Source organism: Dakarella massiliensis (genome assembly GCF_001182045.1).
Taxonomy (GTDB): Bacteria; Pseudomonadota; Gammaproteobacteria; order Burkholderiales; family Burkholderiaceae_F; genus Mesosutterella; species Mesosutterella massiliensis.
The window spans coordinates 327,896-344,422 of the sequence record NZ_CVTY01000006.1 but is presented as its reverse complement, the minus strand read 5'-3'; the positions used below and the strand labels follow the sequence as shown (position 1 = coordinate 344,422).

The 16,527-nt window shown below is 57.9% G+C and carries 14 protein-coding genes and 1 pseudogene; 11 read left to right on the top strand and 4 right to left on the bottom strand.

Annotated elements, in window-relative coordinates; all coding sequences use genetic code 11:
* Positions 1-9: 9 nt before the first annotated feature.
* Complete coding sequence (locus BN1936_RS05405) at positions 10-507, bottom strand: GNAT family N-acetyltransferase (protein ID WP_022444370.1); 498 nt, start codon at positions 505-507, stop codon at positions 10-12.
* Between the two features lie 201 nt (positions 508-708).
* Here BN1936_RS05405 and BN1936_RS05400 point away from each other — a divergent pair, with 201 nt between their 5' ends.
* Positions 709-1,032, top strand: coding sequence for a hypothetical protein (locus tag BN1936_RS05400; protein WP_022444371.1), 324 nt, complete (start codon positions 709-711; stop codon positions 1,030-1,032).
* Between the two features lie 89 nt (positions 1,033-1,121).
* Here the strand turns inward: BN1936_RS05400 and ygfZ are convergent, their stop codons facing one another.
* Positions 1,122-2,027, bottom strand: coding sequence for a CAF17-like 4Fe-4S cluster assembly/insertion protein YgfZ (gene ygfZ, locus BN1936_RS05395; protein WP_022444372.1), 906 nt, complete (start codon positions 2,025-2,027; stop codon positions 1,122-1,124).
* Between the two features lie 115 nt (positions 2,028-2,142).
* The gene (locus BN1936_RS05390) at positions 2,143-3,135 is read right to left on the bottom strand and encodes a LysR family transcriptional regulator (RefSeq protein WP_049686831.1); all 993 of its coding nucleotides are present in this window, start codon (positions 3,133-3,135) and stop codon (positions 2,143-2,145) included.
* 315 nt (positions 3,136-3,450) lie between these two features.
* On the opposite strand from BN1936_RS05390, the gene maeA reads away from it, so the two are divergent.
* The 7 genes and pseudogenes from maeA to BN1936_RS05355 all read left to right on the top strand — a co-directional run bounded on the left by maeA (position 3,451) and on the right by BN1936_RS05355 (position 12,506).
* A complete protein-coding gene (gene maeA, locus BN1936_RS05385) occupies positions 3,451-4,959 on the top strand; it encodes an NAD-dependent malic enzyme (RefSeq protein WP_232422066.1) in 1,509 nt (502 codons plus the stop codon).
* A gap of 166 nt (positions 4,960-5,125) precedes the next feature.
* Positions 5,126-6,579: pseudogene (locus BN1936_RS11915) on the top strand (DASS family sodium-coupled anion symporter).
* Positions 6,580-6,592: 13 nt separating this feature from the next.
* Entirely contained in the window at positions 6,593-7,882 is a 1,290-nt protein-coding gene (locus tag BN1936_RS05375) for a nickel-dependent lactate racemase family protein (protein ID WP_022444377.1), read from the top strand.
* A 189-nt stretch (positions 7,883-8,071) separates the two neighbouring features.
* Positions 8,072-8,713, top strand: a complete 642-nt coding sequence (locus BN1936_RS05370; protein ID WP_022444378.1) for a nitroreductase — start codon at positions 8,072-8,074, stop codon at positions 8,711-8,713.
* 400 nt (positions 8,714-9,113) lie between these two features.
* A complete protein-coding gene (locus tag BN1936_RS05365; RefSeq protein WP_082164480.1) occupies positions 9,114-10,055 on the top strand; it encodes a LysR family transcriptional regulator in 942 nt (313 codons plus the stop codon).
* 238 nt (positions 10,056-10,293) lie between these two features.
* The gene (locus BN1936_RS05360) at positions 10,294-11,460 is read left to right on the top strand and encodes a nucleotide sugar dehydrogenase (RefSeq protein WP_022444380.1); all 1,167 of its coding nucleotides are present in this window, start codon (positions 10,294-10,296) and stop codon (positions 11,458-11,460) included.
* Positions 11,460-12,506: a glycosyltransferase family 2 protein gene (locus tag BN1936_RS05355; protein ID WP_022444381.1), complete on the top strand. Its 1,047-nt coding sequence runs from the start codon at positions 11,460-11,462 to the stop codon at positions 12,504-12,506. Before BN1936_RS05360 ends, BN1936_RS05355 begins: the two co-directional genes overlap by 1 nt.
* Positions 12,507-12,627: 121 nt before the next feature.
* On the opposite strand, the gene BN1936_RS05350 is transcribed toward BN1936_RS05355, so the two are convergent.
* On the bottom strand, positions 12,628-12,831 hold the full coding sequence (locus tag BN1936_RS05350; protein WP_022444382.1) for a hypothetical protein: 204 nt from the start codon (positions 12,829-12,831) through the stop codon (positions 12,628-12,630).
* Between the two features lie 286 nt (positions 12,832-13,117).
* Between BN1936_RS05350 and BN1936_RS05345 the strand changes: the two genes are divergently transcribed.
* The 3 genes from BN1936_RS05345 (at position 13,118) to BN1936_RS05335 (ending at position 16,452) form a co-directional block, all read left to right on the top strand.
* Positions 13,118-13,504, top strand: a complete 387-nt coding sequence (locus BN1936_RS05345) for a hypothetical protein (RefSeq protein ID WP_022444383.1) — start codon at positions 13,118-13,120, stop codon at positions 13,502-13,504.
* 246 nt (positions 13,505-13,750) lie between these two features.
* The gene (locus tag BN1936_RS05340; RefSeq protein WP_049686828.1) at positions 13,751-14,704 is read left to right on the top strand and encodes a LysR family transcriptional regulator; all 954 of its coding nucleotides are present in this window, start codon (positions 13,751-13,753) and stop codon (positions 14,702-14,704) included.
* A 221-nt stretch (positions 14,705-14,925) separates the two neighbouring features.
* On the top strand, positions 14,926-16,452 hold the full coding sequence (locus BN1936_RS05335) for a flavocytochrome c (protein WP_049686827.1): 1,527 nt from the start codon (positions 14,926-14,928) through the stop codon (positions 16,450-16,452).
* Positions 16,453-16,527: the final 75 nt, after the last annotated feature.

The window sequence follows — 16,527 nt, the reverse complement described above, 5'->3', positions numbered from 1 at the left end:
CTTCAGGCTTCAGACCTGAAGCTCCCAGTACTGCACGTCAAGCCACTTCCCGAATTTCTTTCCGGACTCGTGGATCGTCCCGACGTACTTGAACCCGTATTTCTTATGAAGCGCGATGCTCGGCTCGTTGACACCCGTGATCAGGGACACGACGAGATGCGTCTCGGGATCCTCTTTCGCGAGATTCAGGATCGCTTCCATGAGAAGCGTCCCGATGTGGTGACCGCGGCAGTCGGGGGCCACATAGATCGAAAGTTCCACCGTGCTGTGGTACGCGGCTTTTGAGGAGAAGGAGGAGAGTGACGCGTAGCCGACAGGCTTCCCGTCGAGTTCCGCCGTGATCAGCGGATGATTCTCCTTGTTATGCTCGTAAAACCACACCGCCCGCTCTTCAAGCGTCAGCGGCTTCAGGTCAAACGTCGCGACGCCGTGCTCCACCTCGTGGTTATAGATGTCGAGGAGAGCGGGAAGATCGCTCTCAACAGACTTACGAATTGTGACTGCCATTCTCTTTCTCGCTTTTTTAGTGTTCTGCAGGAAGGGTCTGCATAGGAAGCAATCATAACCGCGGCGACATGCGCCGAATCCCGGAGTAACCCGGGAAACTGAGGTTTCCTCGGTAATACGTCTATCATCAGTAAACTAACCGGTTATCAGGGCGGCTTCCGCCTGCCCTTTCTCCTCATTTCTTCTGAATTCAGGATCGCTATGCCAGACACCACGACTCTCATCATCACGCGCTGCGAAGAAAAATCGGGCGAAGTCCTGGTGTACGGGCGGGAGGGGTCGGATCCTGATGCGTCGGACCGCCTCCTCTTCACGAAGAAGGGGCGGCTTCGCGCCTTCAGCAAGACACAGGTCGCGGTGGAGTTTTATGACGGGGCGACGGAGTACTACGACGCGCGGGGCGCGATGGTGATGCCGGACTTCACGGCAAACGGCGCGGCGGACACCCGATGGATCAAGTACGCGATGATCGCGGTCGTCATCCTCATCATCGTCGCGACCGCGATGGGAGTGCCGATCGGCTGAAGACCGATTTTCTTCTCCCAAAATAGAAAGCGGAGTTCCTGCTGAAGGAACTCCGCTTTCGTCAATCAATCAATGAAACTTTAAGCCGCTTACTTCGTCGTCTGGAAGAGGAAGTACGTGGTGCCGGCCGCCTTCACGGACTCGACGACAATTCCAAGTTTCTCCTCAAACGTGAAGTCAGAGCCCGCGGCCGGGACATCACCCTCAGTCTTCGCGAAGACCATCGTCTTCCCGAACTTCGCCATGTTGTTATGGACGCGCGAGATCACTTCCTGTCCCGGGTAGCAGCCCTTGTTGTAGGTCACGCCGCCGAGCGTGTCGTAATTGATCGCCTGCGGGACAAATTTCGACATGGAGCTCGTGAACACCGTTGGGACACCAGCGGAGATCTCAGCGAGCCACCAGAAGGCTTCGGGAACGCGGGTGCCGGCGAGCGCCGCGATCTGATCGGCGGACCCGAGAACGAGGAGACGTTCAGCCGGGGTTTCAAACCCAGGGACCGGCTCTTCTGTCGGAATCACGCGGCCCGCGATCGCGCCGTTCGCGCGGGCGGTGGTCCAGAGGCAGGGCGGGACATCAAGCCCGGCGGGGGCGAGAGCGGCTTTGAGATCGTCGTTTGCCCCCATCACGCCCGCGACCTTCACCGTGTCCGACACGTCCTCAAACTTCACCTTGGAGCGGAAGATATAGATGCTGATCCGTTTCACAAACTCCGGCAGCGTTTCGCGCGGCACCACGAGAAGCACGGACTCCTCGTTCTCCATCACGATACGCGGGGTCGCGAGCAGCCGCCCCTTCACTTCGGCCCAGCCCGCGAGTTTCATCGCGTCGCCGAGACCCGTCACACGGACGCAGAAAAGCTTATCGAGAAGATCCACGGCGTCCTTGCCGCTCGCGCGGACAACACCCAGACCGGCAAGCTCCGTGATAAGAGGCCGGTTCGCCGCGAGAGAGAGTTCATCTGCAGAAAGTTCCCAGCTTCCGTTATCGCTCATGTTCTTTGGTTCCTTTCGGGTTGTGGTGTGAAACGTGAGAAAACGCGTAATTCCGAGCGTTTCTCTCTGAATTGACCGAAAGGATACACGCGTTAAAAGAAAATAACGCGGCTTTTTACGATTTTGCTTGGGGTACGAAACCTTCGGGCATCGGAATCCAGAGCTTCCCGTACCAGAACTGCCACTGGTTCGCGAAGGTCGCGAAGACCCCTCGCTCCACGTACGCCATGAGTTCGCGGAGCACCTTATCGTCCTGAGATCCCGCCCGGCAGTAGACGTGATAGTGGCAGGGCTCACGGTGCCACCCTTTCAGCACCGGAAAGACAAAGCCGCTCGCGAGGTAATCCGACACGAACCCGGGCGTAAGGTCAATCGCGAGGCCTTCGCCCGCGAGCAGCATCTCGCGGCACGCCGCGGCGTCCCCGTGCTGCACCCGGTGCCCCCGGTCGATGTAGTAGGTCTCGGTCCCGTTCTCGAGCTTATTCGAGTACCCGAGGTTCTGCGTGTAGCGAAGGAGGATCGTGTGTCGCTTCAGATCCTCAATCGTTTCCGGAAGCCCGTACTTCCGCTCGTACTTTTTGGTCGCCATGATGAAGGAGTAGCAGATGCCGGCGGGGAGCGCGAAGAGTCTCGGATCCGGCCGGTAGTAGCTCCCGAGCGACACATCGGTCTTCCCCGCGATCAGCGCGGGGAGCCCGGAGTCCGCCGAAATCTCAACCCGGACGTCCGGGTGCCGGTCTTCGTACGTCATGATCTGGCTGATGAGGGTCACGCGGTTCAGATTCATCGGGAGACTGAGCCGCAGCGTCCGCTTTTCGCCTTCCCGGGCTTCCAGCGAGTGGACTTCACTTGCGAGTTCCAGCGCGTCACGCCTTGCCTTCACCATCTTCTGCGCGAAGACGGCGAGCCGCGTCCCGGTTTCGGTGAGCACCGCGGGCCGCACGCGGCGGTCCAGAATCCCGACCCCGAGCTCGGTCTCAAGCCCCGCGATGAGGCGGCTCGCGACCGAAAGATCGAGTGACTCCGCGGCCGCGGCTTTCGCGAGCCCTCCGGTCTTCCGGCAGGCGGCGAGCAGCGACCAGGCTTCAAAATTATCGGTTTTCCTCATCTCTCGGACCTTCCCGGCGTTACGTCTGACGCTCTCATTCTAGCTTGTTAAAACAGCAAGTAAAGTTTGCCGCTCTGTCATTCACTAATTCTTTCGGACTACATATATTGTCCAGTAACGGAGAAAAGCGCCGGGGCCTGGATTCATCGGGCTTCCGGCCCGATTCCCCAACTCTCAATCTTGAAGGACGGGAAATAAAGATGACGGAAACTCTGAAAGGCAATGCCCTGCTTCAGAACGGGGCACTCAGCAAAGGAACGGCTTATACGGCGGAAGAGCGGAAGGCGCTCGGACTCACGGGACTCCTCCCCCCCGATGCCGGCCTCGATCGGCATGCAGGAAGAAGCGATGATGGAGATCTATCACAGCTTCTCCACGCCGCTTCAGAAGAGCATCTTCCTTGACGCGCTCCGCGCGGCGAATGAGACTCTCTTCTTCCGCATGCTGATGGATAACGTGGATGAATTGCTCCCCGTGGTCTACACGCCGACCGTCGGTGACTTCTGCAAGCAGTACAGCCATCTCCTCCGCTTCCCCCGCGGCATGTTCCTCTCGATCGAGGATAAGGGGCATCTCGCGGAGATTCTCGATAACGCACCGCAGAAAGAAGTGGACATGATCGTCGTGACAGACGGTGAACGCATCCTCGGTCTCGGTGGCCTCGGCATCAACGGTCACGGGATTCCGGTCGGGAAGCTCGTGTTCTACACGGTCTGCGCGGGTGTGGACCCCGCGAAGTGCCTCGGGATCACGCTTGATGTCGGCACGAACCGCGAGCGTTATCTGAAGGACCCGCTCTACCTCGGCCACCGTCATGAGCGTGTCCGCGGAAAGGAATACGACGAATTTATTGAAGAGTTCTTCCAGGCCGTGAAGGCGAAGTGGCCGAACTGCGCGATTCAGTTCGAGGACTTCGCGAACCAGAACGCGTTCCGGCTCCTTGACCGCTACCGTAACCGCTACGCCTGCTTCTCGGACGACATCCAGGGGCCCGCGGGCGCGGTTATCGCCGGCTTCTTCTCCGCCTGCCGCGCGAAGGGGACGAAGGTGTCAGACGAACGGATCATGTTCCTCGGGGCCGGTGAATCCGGCACGGGTTCCTCGCGGCTCCTCGTTGAGGCGATGAACGAAGAGGGGCTCACGGAAGAGGAAGCCCGTTCGAAGATCTGGCTTTTCGACATCAACGGTCCGATTTCAACGCGCCGCGGCGATATCGCGGACTACATGAAGCCGTTTGCGAAGGACGTGGATCCGAGCCTCACGTTCGAAGCCTATGTTGACCTCGTGAAGCCCACCGCGATTGTCGGTCTCTCCACCTGCGGCGGCGCGTTCACCGAGTCGATTGTCCGGAAGATGGCCGCGATGAACGATCGCCCGATCATCTTCGCGCTCTCGAACCCGAACTCCCACTCCGAATGCTCCGCGGAACAGGCCTACGAGTGGACTGACGGCCGGGCGCTCTTCTGCTCAGGGTCTCCGTTTGAGCCCGTCACCTATAACGGGAAGACCTTTGTCCCGCGGCAGGGGAACAACTACTTCATCTTCCCGGGGATCGGGCTTGGCGCGATTCTCTCCGGCTGCACCGGGATTCCGCCTGAAGTCCTGCTCCTCGCGAGCCACACGGTCGCGGACTGCGTGACAGACGCGGACCTCGCTCAGGGGTCGCTCTTCCCGCCCTCTTCCTTCATGAGGAAGATCAGCCACGACATCGCGGTGAACGTGATCCGGAACGCCCAGAAGACCGGACGCTGCGCGAGAACCGATATCCCGGCTGACCTCGATCAGTACGTGACGGACTACATGTATTCGCCTGAGTACCGGTAATCCATGAAAGGCCGCGAGTCGGGTTCCGGCGGTTTCGGGCCCGGCTGGCGGCACCCCCCCGCGCCTCCCCTGGCTTCCCTCTCCGCCCGGGTCCGTTTCCTTGATATCGGACCAGGCCAGGGGCAGGCGTCCCTAAATTCGCGGTTTGGGCGGATTTTCTGATCGGATGCCTACCATGTCTGATACAAAAAGTAATGAAGCACCCCGGCCTCAGCCCTCTAAAACAGAGTGGTGGCGAGCGGCGATTCCGCTCGCGGTGCTCCTCATTCTCTGGTTCTGTCCGCTGCCTGATGGCCTGAGCGCCAAAGGGATGCACATGTTCGCGATTTTCGCGGCGACGATTGTGAGTATCCTCACCGCGCCGCTCCCAACCGGCGCGATCATGTTTATCGCGCTCACGGTCGCCTACTTCACCGGGACGCTGACCCTCAAAGAAGACCTCGCGGGGTTCTCTTCCGGCACCGTGTGGCTCATTTTCTCGGCCCACATTCTGTCGCTTGGCTTCGTGAAGTCCGGTCTCGGAAAGCGGATCGCGTACTTCATGCTCTCGAAGTTCGGCGGCAGCTCTACCGGCATCGCCTATTCGCTTGGGCTCGCTGACCTCATCATGGCGTCCGCGATGCCGTCTGTCACCGCCCGAGGCGGCGGCATCATCATGCCGGTCGCGCGTTCCATCTGCCGTGTGATGGGGTCGGAGCCGGGGGAATCCGGCAAGAAGATCGGTGACTACCTCATGATGACCTGCTTCCAGGTCACGCCGATCACGGGCGGTCTCTTCATGACCGGTATGGCAGCGAACCTCCTTGCCGTGCAGCTCGCGAAGGATCAGCTCGGGATCAGCTCACCTGGGGCGGGTGGACGCTTGCCGCCTTCGCGCCCTGCGTCGCCGCGTTCCTCATCCTCCCCTGGTTCACGAAGCTCCTCATCCGCCCGACGATGAATCACACGCCGGAAGTGAAGGTGCATGGGAAAGAGATGCTCGCGGAGCTAGGGCCGCTCTCCACGCAGGAAAAGAAGGTCGCGGTGGGCTTCATCCTCGCGCTCCTTGGCTGGGGCACCGCGATCATCACGGGCTTCAACGCGAACGCGATCGGTATCGCCCTGGTCGCGTACCTGATGGTGACTATGGCCCTTGAATGGAAGGACGCTCTCGCTGAAAAAGCCGCCTGGGACACGGTGGTGTGGTTCGGTGTCTTCATTTCACTCGCGACCGGTCTCTCGAAACTCGGCTTCATCAAGTGGTTCACGGGTGTGGTCTCGGCGCAGCTCGCGGGTTCCGCCTGGATCGCGGCGTTCCTGCTCCTCCTCGTGATCTATGTCTACACGCATTACCTCTTCGCGACGGTCGCCGCTCACGTGATCGCCATGTATGTGCCGTTCGCCGCGGTCGCCATTGCCTGCGGCGCGCCGGTGGGGCTCGTCGCGATCGCGTTCTGCATCTTCTCAAACCCGATGTGGGGTCTCACGGAATACGGTTCCGGCCCTGGCCCGCTTTACTTCGGTCAGGGGTACTTCGAGCGCCCCAGGTTCTATGCCCTCAATTTCGCCGTGATCACGATGGATGTGGTCGTGATGCTCGCGGTCGGCATCGCCTGGTGGAAGGTAATCGGTCTCTATTGATAGGAATGGAAAAATGACGCTGAAGACGTATGAGCTCCCGTATGGCGACACCGTGAAAACCGTGACGCTGCCAGAGGACGAAGTGATCGCGGAAGTCCGGACGAAGTCATTCACCCCGATCCCGAAGGAAGAAGTGAAAGCGAAGATCCTTGAGGCGATCCGGAACCCGATCGGGATCGGACCGCTCGACGAACGCGTGAAGCCGGGCGACACCGTCTGCTTTATCTGTAACGACCTCACCCGCGTCGCGAATTCGTTTGACTTCATGCCGGTGTTCCTGGATGAGCTTAACCGCCTCGGGGTCCCGGATGACCACATGAAGATCGTCTTTTCGCTCGGAGCCCACCGGAAGATGACCCGCGAAGAAATGGCTGAAGCCGTGGGGGAAGAGGTCGCGTCCCGTGTCCCGATGTTTAATTCCGACTGCTACGCGGACCAGAATTTCGAGTACTTCGGGCAGACATCGCGCGGTACACCGGTGCTCATTAATAAGCTCCTCTGCAACGTCGACCACGTGATTCTCACGGGAACGATCGTCTTCCACTACTTCGCGGGGTTCGGGGGCGGCCGGAAAGCGATTCTCCCGGGCTGCGCCGCGATGGAAACGATCCGCATGAATCACCAGTGGATGATGGATGACCGTGTGGGGCTCGGGATCACCACAGGCAACCCCTGCTACGAGGACCAGGTGGAGGGCGTGGAGCGCTTCGCGAAGGACCGCGACCTCTTCCTCTTCAACGCGGTGCTTAACGCGAAGCACGAATTCCTCCGGATGTACGCCGGACACTGGGTGAAAGCGCATCTCGAGGCGTGCAAATTCGTGCGCGAAGTCTACGGCGTCCCGATCCCGCGGGAAGCTGATCTCGTGATCGTGAGCTGCGGCGGGTATCCGAAGGACATCAACGCGTATCAGATGCAGAAAACGATGGATAACGCGAGGATCGCGGTGAAGAAGGGCGGAGCCGTGATTCTCGTCGCCGAGTGCCGCGAGGGGAGCGGGAATCAGAAGTTTGAGGACACGTGCCGCCGGCTTGGGAGCTACGAGGCGATCGTGAAGGAGCTGAAGGAACACTTCGTGATGGGCGCGAATAAGGCGTCCGCGGTCACGCGGAATATGCAGAAAGCGCCCTACTTCCTCGTTTCCGCCCTCGACCCGAAGCTAGCCAAAGAACTTATGTTCGCGGGCTGCGTGACGTCGATCGAGGAAGCGCTTGCTCTCGTCCGCCCGATTGTGGGGGAGCATCCGTCCGTCATCCTGATGCCAGAAGGGTCGCTTACCGTCCCCCTTTTGCCTGAAGACTGAGAAGGAATAAGACACCGGTACTCACATACCACTCTCTGCTCAGAAGTGTTTTTTTCAGGCGGCAGATGGAGCCAAAACCGCAGAATCGGCTCCATCTGCTCTTTTTTTTCAAACACACATATAGTTTTCGCTCTATAAGGAGCGTAATTATTGTAGTAATCGGGCTTTCCGGGTAGAGGAGAAACATATATGGATTTCGATCTGGTTCTGCGTTCACGTCACTCCGTCCGCGTTTTTTCCGAGAAGCCTGTGACCCGCGACATTCTGCGGAAGATTGTTGAGGACGCCGGCCGCGCGCCGTCCTGGGTGAATGCTCAGGAGTGGCACGTTTACATGGCGACCGAGAAGACGCTGAAGAACATCCGCGCTGAATACATGGCGCTCGCCGAGAAGGGCGACCAGGGGATGGCAGACTACGGCATGCCGCACCGCGAAGAGTGGTCGAAGCTCGCTCAGGAGCATATGGCCGGGTTCCACAACCTGATCGCCGCTGAAGGCGTCGGCCAGACGATGGCGGGCGTCGAAGACATGCTCTTCAACGCGCCGGCTGTGGCTTTCATCACGATGCCGAAGGGCGCTTCCCGCTGGGCGGTGCTCGACCTCGGCGGTTTCACCCAGACGATGCAGCTCACCGCCTTCAATAAGGGCCTAGGCTCCATCGCCGCGTATAACCTCGTGAAGCACCCCGAAGTGCTCCGCCGTTATCTCGACATTCCGGAGACGGACGACATTGTGGTCGGTGTCGCTCTCGGCTACGAGTCGGACGATAAGCTGAATCAGCTGCACACGGTGCGCGAACTTGTTGACCGCGTCGTGACGTTCAAGGACTAAAAGAGGCGGCCGGCCGGAGCGTGACTTCTCCGGCATCGGGTTCAGGGCGAACACATGGATCTCCTTCAGAAATGAGGGAGATCTTTTTTATGCCTGCTGTTTTTTTAAGGATCAGAGGAAGGCGGGATGAATCCGGTTCCGCGGAACGCGGACAAAAAAAGGGGCTGACGAAACCACCTGTTAGACGTCAGCCCTCAGACTCAATTCATTTCAGAGAGTTAATGCCACGAAGTTCCAACATTTTTTTCCTTGCGGAATCAAACATCTGAACCCTGACAGGGAAAATATTACCCGTGGCGGGTTATTTTCCATATGGAGAATTTCTCTTTCTCTGTTGCGGTTTTCTTCAACTGCCTCTTCGCTATAATCTCAACACTGATTTTCCCTATGAATCACAGGCATGGCTAAAAATTCCGCAGAAAAAGCGTTGGAAAGCATCCCATCGATGCGGCTTCTGGTAGCGGTTTGCCGTAAGAAATCACTCACAGAAGCGGCGAAGGGGCTCGGACTTTCGCTTTCCGCTGCTAGTCACCAGCTTTCGGTGCTGAAGGACGCCGCGGGCGACCCCCTCTTCCTCCGGACCGATAAAGGGCTCGCGCCGACCTCCGCCATGAAGGAGCTCCTCCCGAAGCTTGAATCGATCATCGACGCCGTGGACGCGCTCCGGAAACCCGCGGTGTTTGACCCCGCGACCGCGAAACGCGATATCCGGATCCTCACGTACGACATGGGGTACCTCGCGTTCGTGCTTCCCGTGGTTCCGAGGCTGCAGACCGAGTCCCCGGGGCTCCGGATCAATGTGGATTTTCTTGAGAGCCGCGAGTTCGCCCTGAATGAGCTGCGGCTCGGGAAAGCCGATCTCTGCATCAACCCGGGGCTTCTGAATCAGAGTGACGTGGTGTCGCAGCCGCTCGGGAAAGTGGAGTACCGCCTCATGGTGCGGCAGGGGCATCCGCTCGAGGCGATCTATCAGGCGGAAGGGCGCGTGACGCTGGAAGAAATCGCCCGCTTCCCGCAGTTCATTCCATCGACCCGTCAGGGCGGCTACAACCGCCCGTGGCTCGATGTGATGGCGATGGGGGCTCCGGTGATCGCCTGCAACTACTTCAATGTTCCCCCCTTTGTCGTGAAGCGGACGGACGCCGTGGAGTGGATCCCGTCGCCGCTCGCGGCCGAATGGGAAGGCACCGGTCTCTTCACCGTGATTCCGCTCACGGGCGAAAACCGCTCAGTCTTTACGTCGCGGCTCTTCTGGGCCGCGCGTGATGAGCGGGATCCGCTGAATCAATGGCTTCGGTCACTCCTCCTCAGCTATGCGCATGATCACTACCCGGCGGAATAAAAATGAAACGGAATCCGGCACACCGAAACACGCCGCTTTTGAGGAACGGCGGGCATTTTGGCACTACAATCGATTGATTCGGTTTTTTGGCACTTCAAAGTCAGTTCCTCTGCGCTGGCACTGTCCCCGGTACCGCTTTTCAAAGCAATTTCGGCCGGACTTTTTCATTTCAGACAGAGGAAACGCCCAGGCTGCAGAATCAAGGCAGATGTCGGCTAATAGGTAAAGGCAGGAAAAGATGAAAATCGCAGTAGTCGGTATTGGTTATGTCGGTTTATCGAACGCGGTGCTTCTCGCGCAGCATCATGATGTGGTCGCGCTTGACATCGTGCCGCATAAGGTCGACCTGATCAACGCCCATAAGAGCCCTATTGTGGACCGCGAGATCGAGGAATTCCTGGCTTCCAAACCGCTTCATCTCCGAGCGACTACAGATAAGAAAGAAGCGTATGAAGGCGCTGATTTTGTCGTTGTGGCTACGCCGACCGATTACGATCCGAAAACGAACTTCTTCAATACAAAGTCAGTTGAATCCGTGATTGATGACATCCTCGCGATCAATCCGGGTACCACGATCATCATCAAGTCAACGATTCCGGTGGGCTACACTGCGGCGCTGAAAAAGCGCCTTGGAATTGAAAACGTGATCTTCATTCCGGAGTTCCTCCGTGAAGGCCACGCCCTCTACGACAACCTTCACCCCTCTCGCATCGTGATCGGTGACCACGGCGAAAAGGCTCACGTCTTCGCGAAACTCCTCGTTGAAGGGGCTGAGGATAAGGACGTGCCGGTGCTCTTCACGAATTCCACCGAAGCCGAGGCGATCAAGCTTTTCTCGAACACCTACCTCGCGATGCGAGTCGCGTTCTTTAATGAGCTCGACACCTACGCGATGAGCAAGGGCCTGGACTCCAAAGAGATTATCGAAGGTGTCGGTCTCGACCCCCGCATCGGTACGCATTACCGGAATCCCTCTTTTGGTTATGGCGGCTACTGCCTCCCGAAAGACACGAAGCAGCTGCTCGCGAACTATTCTGATGTTCCCCAGACGCTGATCAAGGCGATTGTGGACTCGAACCGTATCCGCAAGGACTTCATCGCGGAAGAGATCGCGAAGAAGAATCCGAAGCGCGTTGGCGTATACCGTCTCATCATGAAGTCCTGTTCCGACAACTTCCGCGCGTCTTCGATCCAGGGCATCATGCGGCGTCTTACCGAGAAGGGCATCGCGCTTGAGATCTACGAACCGACGCTTGAGGCGGACACTTTCCTCGACACCCCGGTGGAACATGACCTCGCGGCATTTAAAGAACACTGCGATCTCATCATCACGAATCGCAACAGCCCGGATCTTGCTGACGTCGAAAGCAAAGTCTTCACCCGTGACCTCTTCGGAAACAACTGATGTCGTCGAGCGAAACCCAGAAACCCACTTCCACTCTCATTTCCGTCATCATCCCGGCTTATAACGTCGCGGAGAAACTCCCTGAGACGCTGGATTCCCTGGCGTCTCAGAGCGCAAAGGACGATCCCCGGTTTGAGTTCATCATCGTGGATGACGGAAGCCGGGATAACACACTTGAAGTGGCGAAATCCTACGCGGCTTCAGACCCCCGTTTCCGCGTCATTCATCAGGAAAACCGCGGCTGCGGTCCTGCCCGCAATAATGGCATTGAGGCAGCGCGCGGCACCTGGATCGGGTTCCTCGATGGCGACGACATCCTGATGCCGGGAACGCTTGAGAAGGTTCTGAAGCTTGGTGAGAATCCGAAAGTCGACTGGATCTTTGGGAACTATGTAGAGTTCACCGATCACCGAGATGGCGCACCGGCTCCGAAGACGCCTGACGGCATGACTCCGAGGATTCCTGAGCTTCCTGAAACCGGAACGACGATGCCGGCCTTTGAGTGGATGAAAGATTCCATCCGCCGCCATCACTGGGTGCACTACTGCTGGATTCAGTTTGCGCGTCGCTCCTGGGTAAATGAACGGAAACTGCGTTTCCCGCCCCGGAACATCTTCCATCAGGATGTGTTCTGGACCGCCGATCTCGCGGTCGAAAATCCCCTCATGGTGTTTTCGCGCGATATCTTTGTCGCCTATCGCGTGTGGTCCGCTTCAGTCAGTAACTCTAAGAAACCCCGTGTCGGCAAGCGCCACGGATATTCCTACATGCATATCATCCGGTCTCTTGTTCGGATGGCAGCGAAGCTCCGCCCGGAACACCCCGATGTGGCAGACGCTCTGATTGACCACTGTGCCTTTGAAACGCGTCACTTTTACGGAATCCTTAAGCACCGCGTCGCTCCGGCGGACCGGAAACTGATGGCGAAAGTCTGGTGCCCGGAATACACCCCCGCGCTTTTCTGGCAGGGGCTGCCGAAGACCGGCTCCGGGATTTGGTTCGCCATTAAGTTCGGTCTCACACTCTTCAAGTACCGGCACTGCTGATCGAACCGAAAATAACGATTAAACCCCGCTTTGGTTATTCCAAAACGGGGTTCTCGTTTACCTCGAAGTCTGAAAGGCTAATAGAAATTATTAAGTTTCTATCAGCTGCTATCAGGATCTATCAGTGCCAGATCGTCAGCGCTTCAGAGATTAAGACCGCGGTCGCGATGAGCGCGAGCGGCAGGAGCTTGATCGCGTAGTAGCGGCGGCCGTGCGCCTCCTCGCCCTTCTGCCTCAGCCAGTTCGGATTCACCATGCAGCGGATAAAGCCGTACCACGAGATCACGGTAAGAATCGCGAGAACAACAACGAAGAACATCTGCATTTCAAGCGCCTGCGTCTATAAGAAAGAAACGAACGTGAATAGTAGCAAACAATAAGAGAACAGAAAAAAGAAAGTCTGAGACCGCGTGGCAAAAATCCCTCGTAAAGCAAGGCTCTCAGAAATTAATTTCCTCTATAAGACCCGTGGAATTATTGACGATTTCTATGGATTTCCGCTTACAACTATTAAGTTACGTTAATAATTCCATCAATGAGTGACTTTGAGCCCTGAAAAAGATAGATATTTTCTAGAATAACTTTATCCAATCAATGAGAAGGAGCTCATCATGAAAGTCCTCACTCTCGCGGCAGCCGCCATGCTGCTCTTCGGAACCGCCTCTCCCTCCTTTGCCTGGGTGCCGGGCCCCAGCAACTTCGAAGAAACCGTTTTTGATAATTATCCGTCCGCCGAAAAGGCTCTCGATATTGAGCAGCCCCGTGAACCATGGAACGCGGAGAGCGCGAGCGACAACGCGGAATACCGGAAGAAGGTCATCCAATACGTGAGCAAATCGAAAAAATTCATCACGGCGGCCGAAAACGATAAAAAACGTATCGATGAGCAGATCGATCAGTCCGAAGAAAACATGGACGAGGTCGTCAGGCAATACAACTGGTGGCGCTACAAGGAGCACGTGAAGGGCGAGGATCTCCGCGTGGACGAAATCGAATAAGGAACGCCCCGACCCCTTCCAGACCGGTCTCACTCCTGATGGACGAGACCGGTTTTTCATGCATAGGATCTGATAGAAGCTATGCGTATCTATCAGAAACTATCAGGATCTATATAAAAACTGATAGCGTTTTCCGGTTCCGAGCCGCAGTCGATCCTGCTTCCGGTATAACGTTTACCGTACCCTGAAACCGAAATCGGTTCAGTATACTTTTCCGGTTCAGAGCGGATTTCCAGGGAATCATTCATGCAGACGAAGGACTACCTCGAAGCGTGGCGCGTGTTCGTTTCCGTTGCCCGCACGGGAAGCATCAAGGAAACTGCGATCGAGCAGAACCTCGATATGTCGGCGGCGTCCCGTCTCCTCTCGTCACTCGAAACCGATCTCGGATTCCCGTTCTTCGACCGGCACTCACGCCCGATGGCGCTCACCGAGCGCGGCCAGTCACTCGTCCACCACGCGGAGCAGCTCCTCGCGTACTTCAGCCAGGTGAACGAAATCGCTCGGTCACTCTCCGGAAACGCGGTCCGCTACAAGCTCTGTTATCCGCTGAACGTCGGACGCTCAAACCTCATTGAGCAGCTGAATGACTATAAGAAGATCGATCCGCTCCTCGAATTCGATCTGATGAGTGAGTGTGATCACGAGGATGTGCTTTCGGGGCGCGTCGATATCGCGCTCCTTCCCTACCGGCCGCCGTCCAAGGGGCTCGTCATGTGGTCCGTCGGTAAAGGACTCAACTTCCCGCTCGCGACGCCGGCGTACCTGAAGCGCCACGGAACACCGGAGAAGCCTGAGGACCTCACGAACCACAATCTCATTCTCCGGACCGGGCGCAACTATCCGGCCTCCTACTTCCTTTCCCGCGGAAACGAGAAAGCGCCTCTCATCACGAAGCACGTGGTGTTTACGGGGGACGCCCTCTCCTGCAAGGCCGCTCTGATGGCGGACGCCGGGATCGCGATGGATCTGTCGTTCGACCTCTGCCGGCAGGAAATCCTCCGGGGCGACCTCGTTCCCGTGCTGAACGGCTGGCACCGGCTCCCCTGGGAGATGACGTTCGTGATGACCGCGCGCCTTCAGGATAATGAGCGACTGATGCAGTTCTGCCGCTGGATTGTGGAACGTGAAACGATCGACAATGTCGCAAGGTGGAAGCCGATGTTCCTCAAATTCGGCGGAGAAACCGAGATTCTCTAGGTCTTGGGGCATTCGCTCGTCTCACTCAATTCCCTCTCTCCTCCTTTTTTCTAATCCTTTCTTACGAGGTTTTGGCTTCAGAGATTGTGAAAATCACAATCTCTTCAAGCAGAATCGCTGTACCTCCGCCGTTGCCCGCTTCGTACACTTTTTTCTAACGGCGCGCGATTTGGAGAGAAGTCCGCGCGCCCCAGATACTGAAGTATTGAGAGGAGATGGATATGGCGGATCTTTCGAGAAGAGCGTTCCTGGGAACCGGGACGGCGATGGGGCTTGGCGCGATGCTGGCACCGGCTGCGGAGGCGAAGCCCTACGACCCGATGCCCGCAAAGTGGGATGAAGAGATGGATGTGCTGATCGTCGGCTCGGGTTTTGCCGGGCTCGCGGCGGCGCTTGAAGCGAAAAAGAAAGGCGCGAACGTCGTCGTTCTCGAAAAGATGCGGACGCTTGGCGACAACTCCATCATCAACGGCGGCATTATGGCGGTTCCCGGATCCCCGATGCAGAAGAAGAATGGGATCAAGGACACGCCGGAACTCCTCGCTGAAGACATGCTGCGTGAGGGCCAGGGGCTGAACGATCCCAACAAAGTCCGCACGCTCGTGAACCAGGCGCTCCCCACCTGGCAGTGGACGCGGGATGAGCTCGGCGTCGAATGGAACATGGATCACCTCGTGCAGGAAGGCGGTCACTCGGTTCCCCGCTGCGCGATTACCGGAAACGGCTCCGGCTCCGCGATCGTGACGAAGCAGATCGCGAAGTGCAAAGAGCTCGGGATCCCGCTCCGCACCCGGGTCTTCATGGAAACAATCATCCGCGATACCGATGGCCGCGTGAAGGGTCTGAAAGTCCGCGAGGGCTACAAGTTCCGCGACAACACCTCGGGCCGCGTGAAGTACATCCGCGCGAAGAAAGGCGTGATCCTCTGCTACGGCGGTTTCGGTGCTGACGTCGCCTACCGCATGCACCAGGATCCGAAACTCACCGATAAGTTCCAGACCACAAATCAGCCGGGCGCGACAAGCGAAGGCTGGCGCGAGGCAAACCGTATTGGCTGCCAGATCATTCAGGCCGATTGGATTCAGTGCGGTCCCTGGAACAGCCCGGATGTAAAAGGCATGGGAATCGCGCTCTATTTCGCGCAGAGCGCCGCCGCGATGTTCGGGATTTGGGTCAATTGCGCGACCGGGAAGCGCTTCGTTGATGAGCTCGCGAACCGCAAGGTCCGGGCGGACGCCGTGATCAACGCAGCGAACAAGGGTCAGCTCTGCATCGCGGTCGCGAATAAGGAAGGGATCGAGATGATACAGCAGATCCACCACAACATCCTCGCGAAGCAGCTGGAGCGCGGCGTGGTGTACGAATTCCCGACCTTGAAAGCGATGGCCGAGAAATTCCATATTCCGGAAGCCGCGCTTCAGAAGACGGTTGATGAATACAACGCCGGTCTCAAAGCCGGTAAGGATCCGCTGAACCGCTATATCAACAAAGACTGCAAGCCGATGGTGAACGGTCCCTGGTACTGCTCGAAGCTCTCGCCGAAGGTCCACCACTGCATGGGCGGCATCCTCACCGATATGAAGGGCCGGGCGCTCGACTGCACGAACGATAAGCCGATCCCGGGGCTTTACGCAGCGGGCGAATCGACCGGCGGCGTCCATGGCGCGGTGCGCCTTGGCTCCTGCGCGGTGCTTGACTGCCTCGTGAACGGCCGCATCTGCGGTCAGGCGGTGATGGACGAGGCGTAACCGCTTTCTCTTTTGCCCGCGGCGCGGATCAGCCCTAATGGAATTGAGCTCCCGAGTACGGCTCTTCCGCGCCGC